At 71.1% G+C, this 21,282-nt stretch carries 16 protein-coding genes and 1 pseudogene; 5 read left to right on the top strand and 12 right to left on the bottom strand.

Features of this window, described 5'->3' with window-relative positions; translation table 11 throughout:
* Positions 1-127 precede the first annotated feature (127 nt).
* Genes AC1RTC_RS08330 through cydC form a run of 3 tightly spaced genes read left to right on the top strand, consistent with a single transcriptional unit; the run spans position 128 to position 6,030 of the window.
* Positions 128-1,705, top strand: coding sequence for a cytochrome ubiquinol oxidase subunit I (locus tag AC1RTC_RS08330; RefSeq protein WP_493155050.1), 1,578 nt, complete (start codon positions 128-130; stop codon positions 1,703-1,705).
* A gap of 9 nt (positions 1,706-1,714) precedes the next feature.
* Positions 1,715-2,746, top strand: a complete 1,032-nt coding sequence (gene cydB / locus AC1RTC_RS08335; RefSeq protein ID WP_493155051.1) for a cytochrome d ubiquinol oxidase subunit II — start codon at positions 1,715-1,717, stop codon at positions 2,744-2,746.
* Complete coding sequence (gene cydC / locus AC1RTC_RS08340) at positions 2,743-6,030, top strand: thiol reductant ABC exporter subunit CydC (RefSeq protein ID WP_493155052.1); 3,288 nt, start codon at positions 2,743-2,745, stop codon at positions 6,028-6,030. The genes cydB and cydC overlap by 4 nt, the downstream gene beginning before the upstream one ends.
* A gap of 249 nt (positions 6,031-6,279) precedes the next feature.
* Here the strand turns inward: cydC and AC1RTC_RS08345 are convergent.
* Positions 6,280-6,462: pseudogene (locus AC1RTC_RS08345) on the bottom strand (helix-turn-helix domain-containing protein); the annotation flags it as partial.
* A gap of 54 nt (positions 6,463-6,516) precedes the next feature.
* Between AC1RTC_RS08345 and AC1RTC_RS08350 the strand changes: the two are divergent.
* A complete protein-coding gene (locus AC1RTC_RS08350; protein ID WP_493155053.1) occupies positions 6,517-6,873 on the top strand; it encodes a hypothetical protein in 357 nt (118 codons plus the stop codon).
* Positions 6,874-6,880: 7 nt separating this feature from the next.
* Here the strand turns inward: AC1RTC_RS08350 and AC1RTC_RS08355 are convergent, their stop codons facing one another.
* The 9 genes from AC1RTC_RS08355 to AC1RTC_RS08395 all read right to left on the bottom strand — a co-directional run bounded on the left by AC1RTC_RS08355 (position 6,881) and on the right by AC1RTC_RS08395 (position 17,852).
* A complete protein-coding gene (locus AC1RTC_RS08355) occupies positions 6,881-7,972 on the bottom strand; it encodes an acyl-CoA dehydrogenase family protein (protein ID WP_493155054.1) in 1,092 nt (363 codons plus the stop codon).
* Positions 7,969-9,141: a low temperature requirement protein A gene (locus tag AC1RTC_RS08360; protein ID WP_493155055.1), complete on the bottom strand. Its 1,173-nt coding sequence runs from the start codon at positions 9,139-9,141 to the stop codon at positions 7,969-7,971. Before AC1RTC_RS08360 ends, AC1RTC_RS08355 begins: the two co-directional genes overlap by 4 nt.
* An 85-nt stretch (positions 9,142-9,226) precedes the next feature.
* Entirely contained in the window at positions 9,227-10,414 is a 1,188-nt protein-coding gene (locus AC1RTC_RS08365; protein ID WP_493155056.1) for a kynureninase, read from the bottom strand.
* Positions 10,411-11,427, bottom strand: a complete 1,017-nt coding sequence (locus AC1RTC_RS08370; protein ID WP_493155057.1) for a Gfo/Idh/MocA family protein — start codon at positions 11,425-11,427, stop codon at positions 10,411-10,413. Before AC1RTC_RS08370 ends, AC1RTC_RS08365 begins: the two co-directional genes overlap by 4 nt.
* 10 nt (positions 11,428-11,437) lie before the next feature.
* Positions 11,438-13,156: a glycoside hydrolase family 13 protein gene (locus tag AC1RTC_RS08375; protein WP_493155058.1), complete on the bottom strand. Its 1,719-nt coding sequence runs from the start codon at positions 13,154-13,156 to the stop codon at positions 11,438-11,440.
* Positions 13,153-14,745, bottom strand: coding sequence for a glycoside hydrolase family 66 protein (locus AC1RTC_RS08380; protein WP_493155059.1), 1,593 nt, complete (start codon positions 14,743-14,745; stop codon positions 13,153-13,155). The genes AC1RTC_RS08375 and AC1RTC_RS08380 overlap by 4 nt, the downstream gene beginning before the upstream one ends.
* Positions 14,742-15,590 (bottom strand): carbohydrate ABC transporter permease, encoded by an 849-nt coding sequence (locus AC1RTC_RS08385; protein WP_493155060.1) that lies wholly within the window; start codon positions 15,588-15,590, stop codon positions 14,742-14,744. The genes AC1RTC_RS08380 and AC1RTC_RS08385 overlap by 4 nt, the downstream gene beginning before the upstream one ends.
* Complete coding sequence (locus AC1RTC_RS08390; RefSeq protein ID WP_493155062.1) at positions 15,587-16,570, bottom strand: carbohydrate ABC transporter permease; 984 nt, start codon at positions 16,568-16,570, stop codon at positions 15,587-15,589. The genes AC1RTC_RS08385 and AC1RTC_RS08390 overlap by 4 nt, the downstream gene beginning before the upstream one ends.
* Positions 16,571-16,574: 4 nt before the next feature.
* Entirely contained in the window at positions 16,575-17,852 is a 1,278-nt protein-coding gene (locus AC1RTC_RS08395; protein ID WP_493155063.1) for an extracellular solute-binding protein, read from the bottom strand.
* A 178-nt stretch (positions 17,853-18,030) separates the two neighbouring features.
* Here AC1RTC_RS08395 and AC1RTC_RS08400 point away from each other — a divergent pair, with 178 nt between their 5' ends.
* Complete coding sequence (locus tag AC1RTC_RS08400; protein ID WP_493155064.1) at positions 18,031-19,173, top strand: ROK family protein; 1,143 nt, start codon at positions 18,031-18,033, stop codon at positions 19,171-19,173.
* A gap of 4 nt (positions 19,174-19,177) precedes the next feature.
* Here the strand turns inward: AC1RTC_RS08400 and rocD are convergent, their stop codons facing one another.
* Together rocD and ddaH are read right to left on the bottom strand one after the other, a co-directional pair.
* Positions 19,178-20,362, bottom strand: coding sequence for an ornithine--oxo-acid transaminase (gene rocD, locus AC1RTC_RS08405; protein ID WP_493155065.1), 1,185 nt, complete (start codon positions 20,360-20,362; stop codon positions 19,178-19,180).
* Positions 20,359-21,207 (bottom strand): dimethylargininase, encoded by an 849-nt coding sequence (gene ddaH, locus AC1RTC_RS08410; protein ID WP_493155066.1) that lies wholly within the window; start codon positions 21,205-21,207, stop codon positions 20,359-20,361. Before ddaH ends, rocD begins: the two co-directional genes overlap by 4 nt.
* Between the last annotated feature and the right edge of the window lie 75 nt (positions 21,208-21,282).

The raw sequence follows: 21,282 nt of genomic DNA on the forward strand, positions 1-21,282 counted from the left end.
ACCAAGGTGTAGAACTAATTCTACAAGCAGTAGAAAAACGGAAGGGACGTTGGTCCCTACCGGCCGGCAGCCCGCTGCCGGAGCCTTGGTTCCGGCACTCGCCAGTCCCATGCCCATAAGGAGAACCGTGGACCCGCTCGACATCGCCCGCTGGCAATTCGGAATCACGACGGTGTACCACTTCGTCATGGTGCCGCTCACCCTGGGCCTCGGCCCGATGGTCGCGATCATGCAGACCATGTGGGTGCGCACCGGCAACGAGCGGTACCTGCGGATGACCAAGTTCTGGGGCAAGCTCTACCTGATCAACTTCATCGTCGGCGTCGTCACCGGGCTCGTCCAGGAGTTCCAGTTCGGCATGGCGTGGAGCGAGTACGCACGGTTCGTCGGCGATGTCTTCGGGGCCCCGCTGGCGATGGAGGGCCTGCTCGCGTTCTTCTTCGAGTCGACCTTCCTCGGCCTCTGGATCTTCGGCTGGAACCGCCTGCCGAAGAAGATCCACCTCGCCACGCTCTGGATCGCCGTGCTCGGCAGCATCGTGAGCGCCTTCTTCATCATCGTGGCGAACTCCTGGATGCAGCACCCGGTCGGCGTCGAGCTCGTCGACGGCCGTCCGGTACTCACCGACATCTGGGCCGTGCTCACCAACAACACCGCCCTGACCGCGTACTCGCACACCATCATGGGAGCCCTCGCGGTCGGGGCCGCGTTCCTCGTGGGCATCTCGTGGTACCAGCTCTGGCAGCGCCGCCGCGATGGCATCGACACGGTGGATGCCACGGGCCGCGTCGTCGTCGGCGAGAACCCGGCCATCCCGGGCCGCGACCGCGTCGACCACTCGGTCTGGATCCGCAGCCTGCGCATCGGCGCCGTGGTCGCGATCATCGGCTTCGGCGGAGTCGCCCTCACCGGCGACCTGCAGGCCAAGCTCATGTTCGAGCAGCAGCCGCTCAAGATGGCAGCGGCAGAGGCGGCCTGCGCGGACGGCACGAGCTTCTCCGTCCTCTCGATCGGCAACCTCGGCGCGCAGAACTGCAACGACGTGGTGGGCATCATCGAGATCCCCGGGCTGCTGTCGTTCCTCGCGCACGGCGACTTCACCACCGAGATCAAGGGCGTCAACACCCTCATCCCCGAGTACCAGGCGAAGTACGGGACGACGATCCCGGATGACCCGATCTACGGCGAGCGCGCCGGCCAGAGCATCAACTACCTCCCGGTCATGGAGGTCACCTACTGGGGCTTCCGCCTCATGATCGGGTTCGGCATCCTCGCCGCGGCCTTCGCCGTCCTGGCCCTCTGGCTCACCCGCAAGGGCACAGTCCCGAAGTCCAAGCTCATGATGGGCACGGCGCTGCTGAGCATCGCAGCACCGTTCGGGGCGAACATCGCCGGCTGGGTCTTCACCGAGATGGGCAGGCAGCCCTTCGTGGTGGCGCCCAACCCGACGCCCGGCGGCGTGGACGGCGTCTACATGTTCACCGCGGCGGCGGTCTCCCCCGGCGTCTCGGGCGAGGAGATCGTGTTCTCGCTCATCGCGTTCGCGCTGGTCTACGGCGTCATGCTCGCCCTCGAACTGCGGCTTCTCGTCCGGTACGTGCGCGGCGGTGTCGCCTCCGCGATGCCCGAGCTCGCGCATCCGGCAGACCACCCCGACGACACCGACCCCGACAAGCGCGACGACGTGCTCGCGTTCGCCTACTAGGAGCAGACCATGGACTTCCTCCCCACCCTCTGGTTCGTCGCGATCGCGGCGCTGTGGATCGGCTACCTGCTGCTCGAGGGCTTCGACCTCGGCGTCGGGATGCTGCTGCTCACGAGCACGAAGGACGACAAGCAGCGCCGGCTCATGCTCAACACCATCGGTCCCGTCTGGGACGGCAACGAGGTGTGGCTGATCACGGCGGGAGCGGCCACGTTCGCGGCCTTCCCCCTCTGGTACGCCTCCCTGTTCTCGGCCCTCTACATCCCGCTGACGCTCGTGCTCATCGGGCTCATCCTGCGGGCGGTCGCGATCGAGTTCCGCGGCAAGGGCGCGTCCGACACGTGGGTGCGCTGGTGGGACCGCGCGCTCGGGATCGGCTCGTTCGTCGCCGCGTTCGGCGTCGGCGCGGCGCTCGCCCTCACCACCACGGGGCTCCCGATCGACGCGAACGGCGACCGCGTGGGCGGCCCGTTCGCCTGGCTGACGCCGTACGCGGTGCTCGGCGGGCTCGCGGTTGTCGGGTTCTGCCTCGTGCACGCCTCGGCCTTCCTCGCGCTCAAGACCCTCGGCGACGTGCGCGAGCGCTCCGGCCGGTTCCTGGTGCGCTGGGCTCCCGTGGCCCTGCTGCCGATCGTGGCCTGGGTGCTCGTCATCCAGTTCCGCACCGGCTCGATCCTGACCTGGGCGCTGGTGGTGCTGGCCGTGGTCGCCGTCGCCTTCGCCTGGCTCTCGGCGCGGAAGGGCCGGGAGGGTCGCGCCTTCATCGGCCTGTCGCTGTTCCTCGTGCTCGGCGCCGCCTCGATCTTCGCGGCGGTCTACCCGGTGGTGCTGCCCTCGACCCTCGACGGGGCATTCGACCTCACCATCGACAATGCGTCGAGCGGCAGCTACACGCTCGGCGTCATGAGCGTCGTCACCGCCTTCGGCCTCCCGCTCGTGCTGCTGTACCAGGGCTGGACGTACTGGGTGTTCCGCCGCCGCCTCGGAGTACAGCACCTGCCCGAGGCCCACGTCGTGAAGCCGGCAACGGCCCAGCGATGAAGCTCGACGCGCGACCGTCTGCGCTGTTCGTCTTCGGTCTGCTCGCGGCGCTCAAGGCCGCTGCACTCGTGGGCATCGCGCAGGCGGTCGCGACGGGCATCGTCTCCGTGATCGCGGGCACGGACGCCTGGCACGGCGCGGTCGCCCTGGGAATCGCGTCGGGCGCCCTGCGCGCGGTGGTGACCTGGGCGGTGCCGGTGTTCGCGGCGCACGTCGCCCAGGGCCGCAAGGAGGGTCTGCGCCACGACCTCGCCGCACGGCTCGTGGCCGGCGGCTCCACCCGGGTCGGCGGCGCGACGGCCGTGGCCACGGTCGGGCTCGACGAGCTCGACACGTACTACCGCTCGGTGATCCCCGCGGTGGTCACCACGGCGGTGGTGCCCCTGCTCATCGGCACCCGCATCCTGTTCGCCGACTGGGTGAGCGCGCTCGTCATCGTCGTGACGGTGCCTCTCGTGCCCGTGTTCATGGCGCTCGTGGGGATGCACACCCGAGAGCGGGCCGACGCGGCATCCGCCTCGCTGCAGCGCCTCTCCGACCACCTCGTGGAGCTCGCCAAGGGACTGCCCGTGCTCGTCGGGCTCGGGCGCGTCGTGGAGCAGTCGGCGGCCCTCGCCGCGGTCTCCACCGCCCACCGCTCCACGACCATGGCGACACTGCGCAGCGCGTTCCTCTCGTCCCTCGTGCTCGAGCTGATCTCGACGCTCTCCGTGGCCGTGGTCGCGGTCTTCGTCGGCGTCCGGCTCGTCTCGGGCGACCTGCCGCTCGAGGTCGGGCTGATCGCGCTCGTGCTGGCACCGGAGTGCTTCGCGCCGTTCCGCGAGCTCGGGTCGGCGTTCCACGCCTCCCAGGACGGGCTGGCGGCGGTGCGGCGCGTGGAGGAGATCACGACCGCCCCCCTCTCCACCGCGCACCACGTGACCGGGCCGCGGCTGCACCTCGAGCAGCTCGTCGTGCACTACGACGACCGCCCGACGGCGGCGCTCGAGGGCTTCGACCTGGTCGTCGACCGGCACTCCACGGTCGCGCTCGAGGGGCCGTCCGGGTCCGGCAAGTCGACGGTGCTGGGCGTGCTCGCCGGCATCGTGCCCGTGCGGGCCGGGACGGTGGCGGGGATCGACGACCACCGAGTGGCCTGGGTGCCGCAGCATCCCGCCACCGTCGCGGACACCGTCAGGCACGAGCTCGAGCTCTACGCGGACGACCCCGCGGACGCGCAGCGCGCCCTCGAGCAGCTCGCGCTCACCGCGGTCGCGGATGCCGACCCGCAGCGCCTGAGCCCCGGGGAGCTGCGGCGGCTGGCCGTCGCCCGCGGCCTGGTCAGAGTAGCCGCCGGAGCAGACCTGCTGCTGCTCGACGAGCCGACGGCGCACCTGGACTCCGCGCACGCGCGACTCGTCGAGCGCGCCATCGCCGACCTGCGCGGAACGGTCACCATCGTGTTCGCGTCGCACGAGGCGGGCATGACCCGTCTCGCCGACCGGCGGGTGCTGCTCGCCGGCACCGGCGGCGCGCGCGAGGTGGAGGCCGCCGAGCCCCTGACAAGAACGCAGGAGAACCGCGGCAGTGATGCGGTTGACGGCAGCGCGGGGCGCGAGTTGCGCGCGTTCCTCCTGCGTTTTGGGTGGCGGCTGCCGGTGGGCGTGCTGCTCGGGGCCGCCGCGGCGCTCTTCGCCGTCGCGCTCACGGCGCTCTCGGGCTGGCTGATCGTGCGGGCGAGCGAGCAGCCCCCGATCATGTACCTCACGGTCGCGATCGTGGGCGTGAGGTTCTTCGGCATCGGCCGCGCGGTACTCCGGTACGCCGAGCGGCTCGCCACGCACGACGGGGTCCTCACCGCGGTCGGCGACCTGCGGCTGCGGCTCTGGGCCGGCCTCGCCCAGCGCGGGGTCGCGTCCCGCTCCCTCGCCACGGGGGCGCTCGCGCTCGACTACCTCGTCTCCGCGGCCGATCGGGTGCGCGACCTCGTGCCGCGCGTGGTGATCCCCCCGGTCGCCGCCGCGCTCACCGCCGCCGCCAGCCTCCTCGCGGTCGCCGCGCTGCAGCCGGGCGCGCTGCCCGTCCTCGGGGCGGTTCTCGCGGTCGGGCTCGTCGGCGCACCCGCGGTGGCACTGGTGGCCGACCGCTCGGCGAGCAGGCGCACCGCGGCCGCGCGCTCGCGGCTGCTGCGCGCCTTCGCCTCCGTCGTGGCCGCTGCCGACGACCTCCGGGCCAACGGCATCGGCGACCGGATGCTCGCGCGCCTCGACGCGCTCGACGCCGCCGCGGGTGCCGAATCCCGCCGAGCCGCCGGCGCCCTCGGGCTGGGCCACGCCCTCGTCGTCCTCGCCGGGACCGCCGGCACCGCGCTCATGCTCACCGTCGGCCCGACGCCCGGCCCCGTGCTCGCGATCCTCGTCCTCCTGCCGATCGCGCTCATCGACCCCATGCTCGCCACGGTCGACGCCGTGCAGCAGTGGCCCGCCCTCCGCGCCGCGCTCGCCAAGGTCGGAGCGGTCACTGCTGCACCGGCAGCCGCCCTCCCGCTCGGGCCTCGGGTGACCTCGCTCGCCCTCGACGGCGCGAGCGTGGCGTGGCCGGGCGCTGAGCCGTTCGGGCCGCTCACGGCGTCGGCGCGCCGCGGGGACTGGATCGTGGTGGAGGGGCCCTCCGGCTCCGGCAAGTCGACGCTGCTCGCGACGCTGCTGGGCTTCTTGCCCGTGGCATCCGGGAACCTGCTCGTCAACGGCGTGGCCGGCGGCGGCGACCGCACCCGCATGGCGTGGTGCCCGCAGGAAGGCCACCTCTTCGACTCGACGGTCCGCGGCAACCTGCTGCTCGCCCGCGCGCGGGACGACCGGCCGACCGACGCGGAGCTCCGCCACGCCCTCGACGTGGCCGCGCTGCACCTCGACCTCGACACGAAGGTGGGCCCGGGGGGCGGCTTCCTCTCGGGCGGCGAGCGCCAGCGGCTCGCGGTCGCCCGCACGGTGCTCGCCCGCGCGGACGTCGTGCTGCTCGACGAGCCCACCGCGCACCTCGACGCGGCGAACGCAGAGCTGCTCATGGCGAACCTGCGCGACGAGCTGGCCGACCGGATCGTGGTGCTCGTGACCCACCACCCCTCGGAGCGGCGGGTCGGCGACGCCCGGCTGGCGCTAGGCGGAGCCGACTCCGCGCAGCACGAGCGCGACCGCGGCAGCGGTGACCGCCGCCGGATCGGCACCGGCCTCGATCTGCCGGGTGGCGGAGTCGACGACGCCCTGGACGAGCTGTACCCGCACGCCGGGCTCGTCGAGGCCTAGCTCGTCGACGGCCCGGCTCACCGGACTCAGCAGGGCGACGTGCAGCACGGCGAACTCGGCGCGCTTCGCCTCGGGCAGGGGCGCGCCCGCCCGGGCTCCGGCCAGGGCGTGCTTGCCCTCCGCCACCATGCGCAGGGTGATGCGGATGTAGTCCTCGAGCCGAGCCGCTCCCGGCCCCGACTGCTCGAGGGCGGCCTCGAGCTCGTCCGCCCACTCGTGCAGGGCGGCGACGGCCAGCTCGGCGAGGATCTCCGGCGCCGAGGAGAAGTACTCGTAGACGCTGCTGCGCGCCAGGCCGGCGCGCTTGCCCACCGCCGCGGGGGTGACCGCGGCAGGGCCGTTGAGCAGCAGCTCCTCCCGCGCCGCGGCGATCAGCGCCGAGCGCTGGCGGGAGCGGTGCTCCGCGACCGTCGGTGCGCTGATGCGGGGCATCCTCCGATTATGGTCGACGGATGTTACCGACAGCGTGTCGGTTAGTATGGCCGCATGGAAATTCTCAGGCAGGTTCTCTTCGTCCTCCACCTCGTCGGCCTCGCATCGCTGCTCGGCGGGGTGCTCGTGCAGATCACCGCGATCAGGTCGCAGACAGCCCGCGTCCTCCCCGCGATCATGCACGGAGCGTGGCTGCAGCTCATCAGCGGCATCGCGCTCGTCGGGGTCATCGCGGCCGGAACCGATGACCACGTCAACAACGTCAAGATCGCGGTGAAGCTCGCCGTGCTCATCGCCATCACGGTGATCGCCTTCGTCAACCGCAAGAAGGCCACCGCGCCGGTCTGGGTCGTGCCGACGATCGGCGTGCTCACGCTCGCGAACGTCGTGATCGCGGTGTTCTGGCGCTAGCCCGTACCTATCCGAGCGGCCCGAGGAGGTTCGCAGCGACCGTGCTGTGGATCGACTCGGTGTCGCTCGGGTGGTAGATGCCGGCCAGGACGTCCCGCTGCAGGCGCGCCAGCTCTGAGGCGGAGCGGTACCCGCCGCCGCCCGCGCACCGCATCGCCTGGTCGACGACGTAGCGCGCCGTCTCTGTCGCGCGGTGCTTCGCGCCCGTGAGGTAGCGGAACCAGTTCGCGCCGTGGTCCGCGAGCCCGTCGACGTCCGCCGCGAGCGACTCGAGCTGCGGCGCGAGGGCGTCGAGCGCGAGAGCGGCGTCGGCGATGCGCCAGCGGAAGTCCGGATCCTGGTCGTAGGTCTTCCCCGTCTTGAGCGAGGTCCGGCGGGTGACCGCCTCGACGGCGAGCTCGAGCGCTCGGTCCGCGATGCCGGCGTACACCGAGCCGATGAGCAGCAGGAAGTTTGAGAAGATGCCGAACACGAACGGGTCGGCGCTGGGCCCGACGGGCAGCACGCGCGCGACCCGCTCGGTCTGCACCACGGCCCCCTCGAGCACCGTGGTGTGCGACTGGGTGGCGCGCATCCCGAGGGTGTCCCAGTCGTCGAGCGAGCGCCAGCCGGGGGTGTCGCGGGTGATGAAGCCGTGCACGAGCTTGTCTTCGTGCTTGCCGAAGACCCCGAGGCGCGTCCAGGCCGGTGAGAGCGACGTGAAGATCTTGGTGCCGGTGAACGCCCAGCCCTCGGGCACCGGCTCGGCCGTGGTGAGCGAGTCCCACAGCACGAGGTCGTTGCCCTGCTCGCTGTTGCCGAAGGCGAAGAGCTCGCCCGCGGCTGCCTCCTCGAGGATCCAGTCCAGAGAGGTGTCGCCGCGGTCGTGCAGCACACGCGCCACCCCAACCCAGACCAGGTGCATGTTGACGGCGAGCGCCGTGGCGGGGGCGTGCGCGGCGAGCTGGCGCTGGTCGCGGGCGGTCTCGGCGAGCGAGCGCGGCGCGAGGTGGCCCGCCTCGCGAAGCTCGGCGAGGTCCTCGAACGGGAACGCGTTCTCGCGGTCGTAGCCCGCCGCGCGCGAGCGGATGCGGTCGAGCAGGGCGTGGTCGAGCGTCATGACTGCAGCCTAGGACGGTGCGCCGCAACGAGGGCGACCACGAGCAGCGCGACCGTGATCGCTGTCATGAGGACGGTCGAGCCCAGGAGCCCGATGCCGGCGGCGGTGAGCGGCGCGACGAGGATCGCGACCGCCGCGACGATCGTGGCGACGGGCGGGATCGACACGGGTCCCAGGGGCGCGTGCAGCAGCCAGAGCAGGAGCAGGAAGATCGCCAGCGGCACGGCGAGCGCGTAGCCCGCGGCGACCTCCCCGACCTCCGCGTGGTGCGTGACCACCTTCACCCCCGCCTCGAGGCCAGCGCCGATCGCCGCGAGCGACGCGTACACGGCGTAGTGGCCGTACCCCCAGATGTACGACCGGTCGCGGCGCTTCACGAGGCCCTCCGCCGCGGGCTCGGAGAAGTACAGCCACCAGAGCGTGAACAGGAGCACGAGCCCCGCGACCGCGACGATCACGAGCGGAGCGTTGACGCCGTCGGCGAGGCTCTCCTGCACCGCCACCGTCACGGCCAGCACGCTCTCGCCGAGCAGGATGATCGCGAACAGCCCGTACCGCTCGGCGATGTGGTGCGGGTGCCACTGCAGGTGCCCCGCGCGGTCGGCCCAGGGCGAGACGAGCAGCTCGAGCACGGCGAGCACGATGAACGCCGGGACCACGTACTCGACCGGCACGAAGAACAGGCGCAGCAGCCAGCCCACCTGCACGAGCGAGATGCCGATGACGTAGCGCTGCGCGTTGGGGCGCGACCCGGGGTCGTCGATGAGCGTGCGCAGCAGCATCGCGAGCAGCCCGAGCCGCATGATGAGGTAGCCGATCGTGATGGCGGTGAAGTCCTGCGACGCGAAGGCGCCCGGCACGCCCGCCGCGAGCACGAGCACGCCGCCCATCTGCACCATGGTGAGCACGCGGTACGGCACGTCGTCGTTGTCGTACGCGCTCGCGAGCCAGGTGAACTGGTTCCACGCCCACCAGATCGCGAAGAAGACCATGAGGAACGGGCCGATCGCGGAGGCCGTCTCGCCCTCGGCGATCTTGTGCGCGAGCTGCGCCACGAGCGAGCTGACCGCGACGACGAACGTCAGGTCGAACAGAAGCTCGAGCGGGCTCGACACCCGGTGGTTCTCGGTGATGTCCCGCGCCCTCACGCGCGTGCGGATCGCCTTCATGCGAGCAACGCTAGCGCGGGTTGAGTGGGCCGCTCGGGGCCGGCGGTGTCGATACGGCCGCGGGCGGCCTCCTCAACCCGCCTCCTCAGCCCGCGAGGAGCTCGGCTATCGTCCGTACCGCCAGCTCGACCTCGGCGAACGAGGTGGAGAGCGGCGACATCCCGAGCCTGATGCCGTTGGGCCGGCGGAAGTCCGGGATCACGCCGCGCTCCCACAGCACCGGCATGAGCTCGGCGAAGCGGGGGTGGTCGATCGTCACGTGGCCGCCGCGCCGCGCGGAGTCCCGCGGGCTCGCGAGCCGCGCCTCGGGCAGCAGCTCGTCGCAGAGCGCGATCGCGTAGTCCGTGAGCTCCACCGACTTCGCGCGCACCGCGTCGAGGCCGACCGAGTCGATGAGCGCGATCATGTCCTGCATGGCGAGCATGCCGACGATCGGCGGGGTGCCGCTGAGCATGCCCCGGATGCCCGCCGCCGGCGTGTACCCCTGGCCCATCTCAAAGGGCGCTCGACTGCCCAGCCACCCCTGTATCGGCTGGCGCACGGACTCCTGCAGCTCCCGCCGCACGTACAGGAACGCCGGGGCGCCCGGCCCGCCGTTCAGGTACTTGTACCCGCAGCCCACCGCGAGGTCGACTCCCCAGCCGTCCAGGTCGGTGGGCACCGCCCCGGCGGAGTGCGACAGGTCCCACAGGGCGAGGGCGCCGGCGGCGTGGGCGATACCCGTGATGCGCTCCACGTCGGCGATGAAGCCGGAGCGGTACGCCACCGAGCTGAACAGGGTGAGCGCCGTGCTCGGCCCGACGCGCATGGCGACAAGATCCGGGGTGACACCGGCCGAGGCATCCGTGTCGATCCAGCGGATGCTGAGCCCGCGGTCGGCGGCGATGCCCTCGACGACGTACCGGTCAGTGGGGAAGTTGTCGCGGTCGATGACGATCTCGGTGCGCCCCGGTCGCGCGTCGAGCGCCGCGCGCACGAGCTTGTAGAGCAGCACGGTCGTGGAGTCCCCGATGGCCACCTGCCCGGGGGCGGCGCCGAGGGCGACGCGACCCAGTTCGTCGCCGATGGTGAGCGGGAGGTCGAGCCATCCCTCGTCCCACCCGCGGATGAGGCGGCCGCCCCACTCGTCCCGCAGGAAGGCGCCGACCCGCTCGACCGATGCCGTGAGCGGCCGGCCGAGCGAGTTGCCGTCGAGGTAGGCGCCCACCCCGGGCGCCTCGACGAAGAGCGCCCGGTACTGCGCGAGCGGGTCGGAGGCGTCGCGCGGGTTCACAGGGCCCCGAGCTGCGTCCGCGCCGACTCGAGCACCGCCATGATGTCGAGGGTGTCGTCGAGGGAGTGCAGAGGCGACTCGGTGAGGCCGTCGGCGATGTGCTGCGCCACGGCCACCGCCTGGTAGCAGAGGCCCTGGCCCCAGCGGAAGCCGGTGGGCTCCACCCACTCGGTGCGCTCCTCGCCCACCGTGAGGGTGAACGAGCTCGGGCCGATGAACTCGGTGGGGAACTCGATGCGGCCGAGGGTGCCCGTGATCGTCGCCGCGACCGGCGCCTGCACGATCATGCTCGTCGTGATGACGGACTGCGCCGCGGACGCGTAGTCGAGGATGAGGGCGGACTGGGCGTCCACGCCCGTCATCGCCAGGCTGCCGGTCGCGGTGACCGACCGCGGGGCGCCCAGCACGAAGTGCGCGAACCACACGGGATACACGCCGAGGTCGAGCAGCGCACCACCGCCCAGCGCCGGATCGAACGCGCGGCTCGTGGGGTCGACGTCGAACTTCACGCTGAAGTCGCCCGTCACGCGCAGCACCTCGCCCAGGTCGCCGCGGGCGAGCAGCTGCTCGACGACCGAGGTCTGCGGCAGGAAGCGCGTCCACATCGCCTCCATCGCGAAGACGCCGGCCGCGCGGGCGGCGATCACGATCTCCTCCGCCTCGGCCACGTTCACGGCGATCGGCTTCTCGATGAGCACGTGCTTGCCCGCGGCGATCGCCAGCAGCGCGAGGGCGCGGTGCTCGCTGTGCGGAGCGGCGATGTAGACAGCCTCGACCGCGGGGTCGTCGACGAGCTGCTCGTAGCTGCCGTAGGCGCGCGGGACTCCCTGCGCCGCCGCGAACTCCTCGGCACGGGCGAGCGTGCGGGATGCCACGGCCACGACCCGCTGGTCGGTGTTGGCGTGCAGCGTGCCGACCCACTCCGTCGCGATGCGCCCGGGGGCGAGGACCCCCCAGCGCAGCACGGGCCCGCCGCGGAGGGGGACGTTCATGGGTTCCGGGAGCGTCGTCATGCTTCAGAATCTACTGCCGCCGGAGGACCCGCACCTCCCAGGGCCGCAGCGGCGCGCGGACGTCCACGGGGTCGAGGTTGCCGAGCACGAGGTCGGAGTCGCGCCAGTCGGCGAGGTCGACCTCCTCGGCGACGCCCAGCGCGGAGCCGCCCATGTTCGCGAGCACGAGCATCCGGTCATCGCCGTCGGCCCGCTCGAACGCGAACAGCCGCGGGTGCTCGGGCACGAGCATGACGAACGAGCCCCTCGTGACGAGCGGGTCGCTGTGGCGCAGCTCGATGAGCCGGCGGTAGAAGGCGAGGACGGATGCCCCGTCCCCGGTCTGCGCGGCGACGTTGACGCTCACGTGGTTCGGGTTCACGGGGATCCACGGCGCGCCCGTCGTGAACCCGCCGTGGGGCGTGGCATCCCACTGCATGGGCGTGCGGGCGTTGTCGCGGCTCACGCCGCGCACCGCGGCGAGCACGGCCTCCTCCGTCGTGCCGCCGGCCGAGAGCGCGTCCGCGATGTAGTTGAGCGACTCGATGTCGCGGAGGTCGGAGAGCGCCGCGAACGGCGAGTTCGTCATCCCGATCTCCTCGCCCTGGTAGATGAAGGGCGTGCCGCGCTGCAGGTGCAGGATCGCTCCCAGCAGCATGGCGGAGGCCGCCCAGTGCTCGCCGTCGTCCCCGAACCGGCTCACCGCCCGCGGCTGGTCGTGGTTGTTCCAGTAGAGGCTGTTCCAGCCGACCGCGGCGAGCCCCTCCTGCCAGCGCTGCAGGGACCGCTTGAGCTCGACGACATCGAGCTGCCGGGCATCCCACTTGCCGCCCTCCCCGTGGTCGAGGCCGACGTGCTCGAACTGGAACACCATCGAGACCTCGCGCCGCTCGGGATCGGTGAACCGGCGCGCCTGGTCGACAGTCACGCCCGGCATCTCTCCGACGGTCAGGTAGGTGCCCGTGCGCGGCGCGAACACCACGTCGTTCATCTCGCGCAGGAACTCGTGGATGCGCGGGCCGTAGCTGTAGTGCGGGAAGCCGTTGCCCCAGGCCTTGCCCGGCTCGACAACGCCGTCCGGCAGCGCCGGGTCCTTCGAGATGAGGTTGATGACGTCCATGCGGAAGCCGTCGACCCCGCGGTCGAGCCACCAGCCCATCATCTCGTGCACAGCGGCGCGCACCTCGGGGTTCTCCCAGTTGAGGTCGGGCTGCTTGCGCGAGAAGAGGTGCAGGTAGTACTCGCCGGATGCCTCGTCCCACTGCCAGGCGGAGCCCGAGAAGAACGACTCCCAGTTGTTGGGCTCCGCCCCGTCCCGCGGCGGACGCCACCAGTACCAGTCGCGCTTGGGGCTGGAGGGGGAGGACGCCGCCTCGCGGAACCACTCGTGCTCGTCGGAGGTGTGGTTCACCACGAGGTCCATGACGAGGCGCATGCCGCGCGCGTGCAGCGCGGCGACGAGTTCGTCGAAATCGTCCAAGGTGCCGAAGACCGGGTCGATGGCGCGGTAGTCGCTGATGTCGTACCCGTTGTCGTCGTGCGGCGAGGCGTAGATGGGCGAGAGCCACACGACGTCGACGCCGAGCGACTCGAGGTGGTCGAGCCTGCCGATGATGCCGCGCAGGTCGCCGATGCCGTCACCGTCGGAGTCGGCGAAGCTGCGCGGGTACACCTGGTACACGACGGCGGTGCGCCACCACTCCTCCTCAGCGGTGCCGGCGGGATGCGCCAGCGATTCGACAGACGTCATGTGAGGTCCTTCCCCCGGGGTTCCACGAGCACGAGCTGCCAGACGCCGAGCGGCGGGAGCTGCGCCGTCGCGTAGTCGCCGTCGACGGCCACCTCGACGTCGACGAGCCGGCCGCCCGCATCCGGGTCCGCGACCCGCACGCGCGGAACGGCCGATCCCAGCCTGCGCACGCGCAGGGTGCCTGCGCCCGTGGCTCCCGGCTCGTTGCGCGGGGCGTCCCACAGCGTGTCGTCCTGGCCGACGAGGTTGATGAGGTGAAGAACGGTGCGGCCGGCCGACTCCGTGATGCGGCGCCAGACGGCGCCCGGCGTTGCCGACTCGGTCACGGGGACCGCGTAGGCGACGTCGCAGTCGTCGTTGTACGTGCCCGCGGTCGACGCCGTCACGTCCACGATCGACGGGTCGAGCAGCAGCTCGTCGTGCTCCACGAGGAAGTCGTACCAGCGCCGCAGCAGGTCGGCGGTCGAGGGCTCGACCGCGTGGTTGCGCACGTAGTAGGGGTCGACGAGGATGCGGTCGGCCTCCCCCGCGAGCAGCTGCGTGGCACCGTGCGAGTGCAGGGCGGCCATCGTGAACGCCGTCGCGAGGTCGGACGCGCGCACGGGCGCCGAGTCGTAGACGTGCTGGTACGCCGCCATCACCACGGGCTTGCCGTCCGCGACCGACCGGGCGCGCCCCACGACCTCCGCGAGGCCGCCGAGCGTGAGCGTCGGCGCCCATGGCTCGATGTACACCGCGTCCTGCGGCGAGCGGGCGGTGCGCCAGGTCGGGAAGTCGTTGACGTTGTTGAATACCAGCCGGGCCTCCGGCAGCCGCTCGCGCAGAGCCGCGAGGAGGGTCGCGAACGACTCGGCGACGTCGACGACGACGCCGTCGGGCCTCACGGCGCGCTTCGGGTAGCCGTACTGGTCGAGGTGGAAGCCGTCGAAGCCGACCTGCTCGAGGGCCGCAGCGAGGTCGCCGCCGAAGTGGTCGAGCCAGTCGTCGGCGGCGGGGTCGACGATGAACAGGAAGTCGCCGAGGGAGTACGGCGCGCCGGTCGCGGTGAGCAGGGCGCGGTGCTCCCAGTCCGCCCACTCCGCGGGGCCGGCGGCGTACACCGCGGCGTAGCCCAGCGAGCGGGCCCCCACCGCGCGCAGCCCGGTGACGAGCCGCCGCACCGTCGACAGCGCGACGGGCTGGTCGAGGGCATCCCGGTACTCCTCGCCCCCGCCCAGAAGGTCTGCGTGCCGGTAGGCCCAGTCGTAGAACTGGATGTCGGTGAGGTGAAGCCGGCGTGCGAGATCGGTGACGCCCGAGACGTCGCGGTCGGGCGCGTAGTCCACGACGAAGCCGTACCGCATGCGGGAGCCGTCGCCCACCTCGACCGCGGTGCGCGTGACGGCCGCGCCCCGGGCGAGCTCGACGCCGTAGCCGCCCGCCGGCAGCTCGCCGAGGTCGACGAGCTCGGCGCCGTCGTAGGCGAGGCGGGCGACGAGGTCTCCGAGGTGCCACACGGTGAGCTCGCCCGGCGCGCGGTCGCCGCGCACCTCGAGCTCGATGCGCGAGCCGCTGGCGAAGGTCGAACGGAGGGGCAGTAGTTCGGTCATCCCTTGATCGCTCCTGATGTCAGGCCCTGCACGAAGTACCGCTGGAACACGAGGAACACGATGATCACCGGGACCACGGCGATGACGGATGCCGCGAACACGAGCCCCCACTGCACCGCGTTGTTGCCCGACCCGGCGAAGAGCCTGATCGCTATCGGCAGCGTCTGGTTCTCCGGCGAGTTGGTCAGGGTCAGGGCGAGGGTGAACTCGTCCCAGCAGGCGAGGAAGGTGAAGATGGTGGCGGTCGCGAGCCCCGGCTTCGCGAGCGGGATCGCCAGCCTCCAGTACCGGCGCCAGGGTCCGGCTCCGTCGACCTGCATCGCCTGGTCCAGCTCCGCCGGGATCGACTCGAAGAACCCGCGCAGCAGGAACGTGTTGAGGGAGAGGGAGCCTGCGACGTAGAACAGGATGAGGCCCGCGAGCGAGTCGAGCAGGTGCAGGTTCTTGGCGAGGATGAACTGCGGGATGATCAGCATGATCGCCGGGATCATCAGGCCGAGCAGGAGCACCCGGAAGATGGCCTCCTTGCCGCGGAAGGTGAACCGGGCGAACGCGTACGCCATCATCGAGCTCACCAGCAGCGAGATCGCCGTCGAGATCGTCGCCACGACCAGCGAGTTGAGGAAGTACCGCCCGAAGTCCTGGGTCGAGAACGCCTGCTCGTAGTTCGCGGTGGTCGCCGGGTTCGGGAAGAACTCGGGCGGGCTCGTGAAGACATAGGTGGCCGTCTTGAACGAGGTCGAGACCATGTACAGGAACGGGATGATCATGATGATCGCCCCGACCGACAGCAGCACGATCCTGAGTGCGGCGGGCAGCGCCCCCCAGCGTGATCTGGCCCTCACAGTGCGCCCTCCCCGTTGCGATCGCGGAAGACCCGCAGCTGTACTACCGACAGCACGAACACGATGATCGTGAGCAGCACGGCGATGGCCGAGCCGTAGCCGAAGTCGAGGTTCTCGAACGCCTGGCTGTACATGTACGTGAGCAGCACGTCGGTGCGGCCGGCCGGGCCGCCGCCCGTCATGAGGTAGACGGAGACGAAGACGTTGAAGCCGCCGATGACGAGCATGACCGTCACGAAGAGCAGCGCGGGCCAGATGGCCGGCACGGTGACCGCGCGGAAGCGCTGCCAGCGGTTGGCGCCGTCCATCTCCGCGGCCTCGAGCAGCGCGGTGGGAACGCCCTGGAGTGCGGCGAGGAAGATCATCATCGACCATCCGATGCCCTTCCAGACCCCGAGCGCGCAGATCGCGAGCAGCGCCGTCCAGCGGTCGGCGAGCCACGGCGTCGACCCGTCGGTGAGGTGCAGGAAGTCGCCGAGGGTGAAGTTGATGAGCCCGTTGTCGGAGAACAGGAAGCGGAAGAGCAGGGACACCACTACCCAGCTCGTGACCACGGGCAGGTAGAACAGCACGCGGAAGAGCGGCTGGGTCGGGCTCTTGCGCGCGAGGAGCAGCGCGATGGCGAGCCCGATGACGATCTGCGGCACCACGGTGAGCACCATGTAGATGCCGCTGTTGCTGAGCGCGAGCCAGAAGTGGTCGTCCTGGAATGCCCGGATGTAGTTGTCGAGCCCGATGAACTTGCTCGCACTCGCGATGAGCTTCCAGTCGAAGAAGCTCAGCTGGAACGCCTGAGCGGTCGGGTACAGCACGGTCAGGGCGAAGAGCGCGATGCCCGGCGCGAGGAAGAGGTACGGGACGGCTCCGGCGCGGGTCGCCGACCGGCGGCGGGGGTTCTTCGGCGGGGCCGGCACGGATGCCGCGGGGAGCTGCCCCGCGGCATCCGTGCCCAGGCTCTCGCCCAGTGTGCTGATGCTCACGCGACTACTGCTCCGCCAGGAGCTCGTCGATGCGCTTCGCAGCGTTGCCCAGGGCGTCCTTCACGGACACCGTTCCCTCGAACGCGGGGACCAGCTCCTCGTTCAGGATCGTGTCGACCTCGGAGCCCTGCGGGATCGCCAGGCGGGCCTTGGCGGTCGCGAGCTGGTCGGTGAACACCTTGTAGTACGGAACCAGCTCGACCTGCTTGTCGCCGAGGTCCTTGATGACCGTGAGCTGGCCGGTCGGCACGAGGGCGAGCTGGAACTGCTCGCTCTGCGTGAACCGGATGAACTCCATGGCCGCCTCCTGGTGCTTCGACGACGCGGTGAGGACGATGTCCTCGCCGCCGACGACGCTCACCGAGCCGCCGTCGCCGGCGGGGATGGGCGCGTAGATCGGGGTGAAGTCGGGGAACTGGTCGGCCCAGATCCCGTTCATCCACGGCCCGTCGAAGATCGTCGCGTAGTTGTTGCCCGGCAGGCCCTCCGACGTCGAGATCGCGCCGGCGTTGCCCGTGATGCCGTTGGAGATCTGTCCCTCCTTGTAGAGGTCCACGAGCATCTGCACGGTGGCCACGGTCTTGTCGCCGTCCAGGTAGCCGGTGGCGGTGGTCATCTTGTCGTCGGTGATCGCGCCGCCGCCCGACCAGATCCACGGGGAGATGTTCCACGCGCCGAGGCCGCCATCGGCGAAGAGCGAGATGCCCGTGCCGTTCAGCTTGGCGGCTGCCTTCTCGAGGTCGTCGAACGTCGCCGGCGGGGCGTCGAGGCCCGCTGCATCCAGGGCCGCCTGGCTCGTGATGAGCACACGGGTGTTCGTGTCGAGCGGGAGGCCGTAGTAGTCGCCCTTCCACAGGTTCGTCGAGAGCACGCCGGGGAACGTCGCGTCGGCGAGCTCCTGGAAGTCGGGCATGGCCTGCGAGAGCGGCACGAGCACGCCGAGGTCGGCGAACTTGGGGACCCAGCCGAGGTCGGCCCGCACGAGGTCGGGCAGCTCGTCGCCGGCCGCGCTCGTGGTGAGCTTCTGGAGCAGGTCGTCGTAGGGCACGTCGACGTACTCGACCTTGATGTTCGGGTGCTCGGCCTCGAACGCGGGGATCAGGGTCTCGTTGAGCACGTCCTGCTGGGCGGAGTTGCCGCCGTTGCCGTACGCGCCCCAGAACGTGATGGTGACCGGGTCGTCGGCCGAGCCCTCGTCGCCGCCGGTGGCCGCGCAGCCCGTGGCCATCAGGGCCAGGGATGCCGCCACCGCTGTTGCGGCGATCATGCGTGAACGCTTCATTGCGATTCTCCTCTTCGGTGAGTGTGAGCAGTCTTGCCCAAGTGCGGGCGGGGGTGCTGGGGTTAGTTTTACAGCAAAAGTAATTGCTGTCAATCATGACCTCAAAGGCGACAGATCCCCGGTGTTTGCTTCAGTCACAAAAGGAATAGACTGAGCGGGTTGCGAGGAAGGAGCACGGTTGCGCATCGCCACATCGCCCTGGACCCACGACGGCGGAGCCTCCCTCGCGGTCGCACTCGAGGTGCTCATCCACGGGCCCATCTCGCGCACCGAGATCGCCCGACGGCTCGACCTCTCCGCCGGGTCGCTCACGAGGCTCAGCACTCCCCTCATCGACTCCGGCCTCCTCGTCGAGGTCGGCGAGCGCACCGACGGGCGCGCGGGACGCCCGTCGCGACTCCTCGACGTCGTCCCGGCCTCCCGGCACTTCATCGGGATGAAGCTCACCGCCGACGAGGTGCTGGGAGTCGTCACCGACCTGAGGGCCACCGTGCTCGACTCAGTCGCCGTGCGGCTCGAGTCGCGCGACCCTGCCGCCGTGGTCGAGACCATCGCGGCAGTGGCGCGCACCCTCTCCGCGGGCGTGGACTCGGTCACCGCCCTCGGCGTCGGCATCGGCGGGCTCGTCGGAGCCAACGGCCTCGTGCGCAGCGCCCCCTTCCTCGAGTGGGCGGACGTGCCCCTCGGCGCTCTGCTCGAGGAGAGCACCGGGCTGCCCACGGTGGTCGACAACGACCTCGTCGCGTTCACCGAGTACGAGCACTGGTTCGGCGCGGGCCGCGGTGTCGACGACTTCGCCGTGCTCACGCTCGGCGCCGGGATCGGGTTCGGGCTCGTCATCCACGACGAGATCGTGGTGAGCGACGACTCGGGCATCGGGCTGGTCGGCCACTGGCCGCTCGATCCGTTCGGGCCGGTCTGCCCCTCCGGCCACCGCGGCTGCGCCAAGAGCGTCCTCGAGCAGGGCGCCATCATCACGAACGTCTCAGCGGCGCTGGGGCGCACCGTCGACTACGACGAGGCGATGAGCCTGGCCGCCGAGGGCGAGCCCGCGGCCCGGCGTCTCGTCGACGATGCCGGCCGGGGCCTCGGGGCCCTGCTCGCGGCGATCGCCAACCTGACGACGCCCGAGCTCATCGTGCTCGGCGGTGAGGGGGTCGGGCTCGTCGAGGTGGCGCGCGCGGCGATCGACGACGGAATCGCGCAGCACCGCGATCCTCGCGCCACGCCCCTCACCCTCATCTCGACGCCGGGCGACAACACGGAGTGGTGCCGCGGCGCGGCGGTGCTCGCCATCCAGCGCTACGTGCTGGACCGCTAGCCGCCTACTTCGCGCCGAGCTCCTGCAGCACGGCCTCGAGCTGGTCGACCGCCCAGTCGAGGTCCTCGGGCGCGACCACGATCGGCGGGGCGAAGCGGATGGTGGAGCCGTGGGTGTCCTTCGCGAGCACCCCGCGCTCCGCCAGCAGCTCGCACACCCGCCGACCGGTCGCGAGAGCGGGGTCGATGTCGACGCCCGCCCACAGCCCGGCACCCCGCACGGCCACCACGCCGTGCCCGAGCAGCAGACGAAGGCTCGCCTGCAACCGCTCGCCGAGCATCCGGGCCCGCTCCTGCATCTCGCCGGTGGCGAGCAGCTCCACGACCGCGAGCCCGACCGCGGACGCGAGCGGGTTGCCGCCGAACGTCGAGCCGTGCTCCCCTGGACGGAGCACGCCGAGGATGTCGCTGTTGCCCACGACCGCGCTCACCGGGACGATGCCGCCGCCGAGGGCCTTGCCGAGCAGGTAGAGGTCGGGCACGACGCCCGCGTTGTCGCACTGGAACGTGGCGCCGGTGCGGCCGAGGCCCGACTGGATCTCGTCGGCGATGAAGAGCACGTTGTGCTTGCTCGTCAGCGCCCGCACGGCCGGCAGGTAGTCCTCCGGAGGCACGATGATGCCGGCCTCGCCCTGGATCGGCTCGATCAGCACCGCGACGGTGTTCTCGTCGATCGCGGCCTCGAGGGCCGCCGCGTCGCCGTACGGCACGCTCACGAAGCCGGGCGTGAACGGCCCGAAGTCGGCGCGGGCCTGCTCGTCGTTCGAGAAGCTGATGATGGTCGTCGTGCGGCCGTGGAAGTTGCCGTCGGCGACGATGATCGTGGCCTTGCCGGCCGGCACGCCCTTCACGCGGTAGCCCCACGCGCGGGCGACCTTGATCGCCGACTCCACGGCCTCGGCGCCCGTGTTCATCGGCAGCACCATGTCCTTGCCGGCGAGCTTCGCCAGCGCCTCCGCGAACGGCCCGAGGCGGTCGTTGTGGAACGCGCGGCTGGTGAGGGTGATCTTGTCGAGCTGGCCCTTGGCGGCGGCGATGAGCGCGGGATGCCCGTGGCCGAAGTTCACGGCCGAGTAGGCCGCGAGGCAGTCCAGGTAGCGCCGCCCGGTCACGTCCGTCACCCACGCGCCGTCGCCCGACTCGACAGTGACGTCGAGCGGGTGGTAGTTGTGCGCGAGGTAGTCCGTCACCGGCGAAGCTCCAGCGTGCAGCACTTCACACCCCCTCCGCCGAGCAGCAGCTCGGAGAGGTCGAGACCGTGCGGGGTGAACCCGCGCTCGCGCAGCTGGCGCTCGAAGTCGACGGCGCGCGACGCGATAATGACGTTCTTCCCGTCGGAGAAGCTGTTGAGGCCGAGCACGGCGGCGTCCTCGTCGTTGACGAGCACCGCGTTGGGGAAGCGCTCCTGCAGGATCGCGAGCGACTCGGGGCTGAACGCCTTCGGGAGGTACGCGACGCTGTCGGGCCCGCCGTTGGAGTCGAGCACCGCGAAGGCGGTGTCCAGGTGGTAGAAGCTCGGGTTGGTGAGGTGGAGGGTGACGACCTCGCGCCCGTAGATCTCGCGGAGCTCGTCGTGGCTCGCGACATCCGTGCGGAAGCCGGTGCCGGCGAAGATCGTGTCGCCGACGAGGAGCATGTCGCCCTCGCCCTCGTTGGTCGCGACGGGCACGCGCACGTCGAAGCCGTTGTCGCGGAACCAGTCCATGTACGCGGGGCCCTCGGGCTGGCGCTCCGGGTACTCGAACAGCGCGCCGTAGGCGATGCCGTCGAGCACGTAGCCGCCGTTGGCCGCGTAGACCATGTCGGGCAGGCCGGGCAGGCCCTCGATCAGGTGCACCTCGTACCCGAGCTCGAGGTACTTCGCGTAGAGGGTCTCCCACTGGCGCACGGCGAGCGAGGTGTCGGTCGGGTCCTCCGGGTGCATCCACGGGTTGATGCGGTAGCTCACCGTGAAGTGGTCGGGGCGGCACATGAGCACGGTGCGAGTGGTGGCAATCCGCTCCGGCGCCGGAGAAGTGGGCGAGGTTATCGTCATACGTCCAGTGTCACACGCACCTATCCGCACTGTCAGGGCGTGGAGCGCACCAAACGTGCGCAAAAGCATGGCCCT

It is taken from the genome of Rhodoglobus sp. GW821-FHT12B09, from assembly GCF_058809925.1.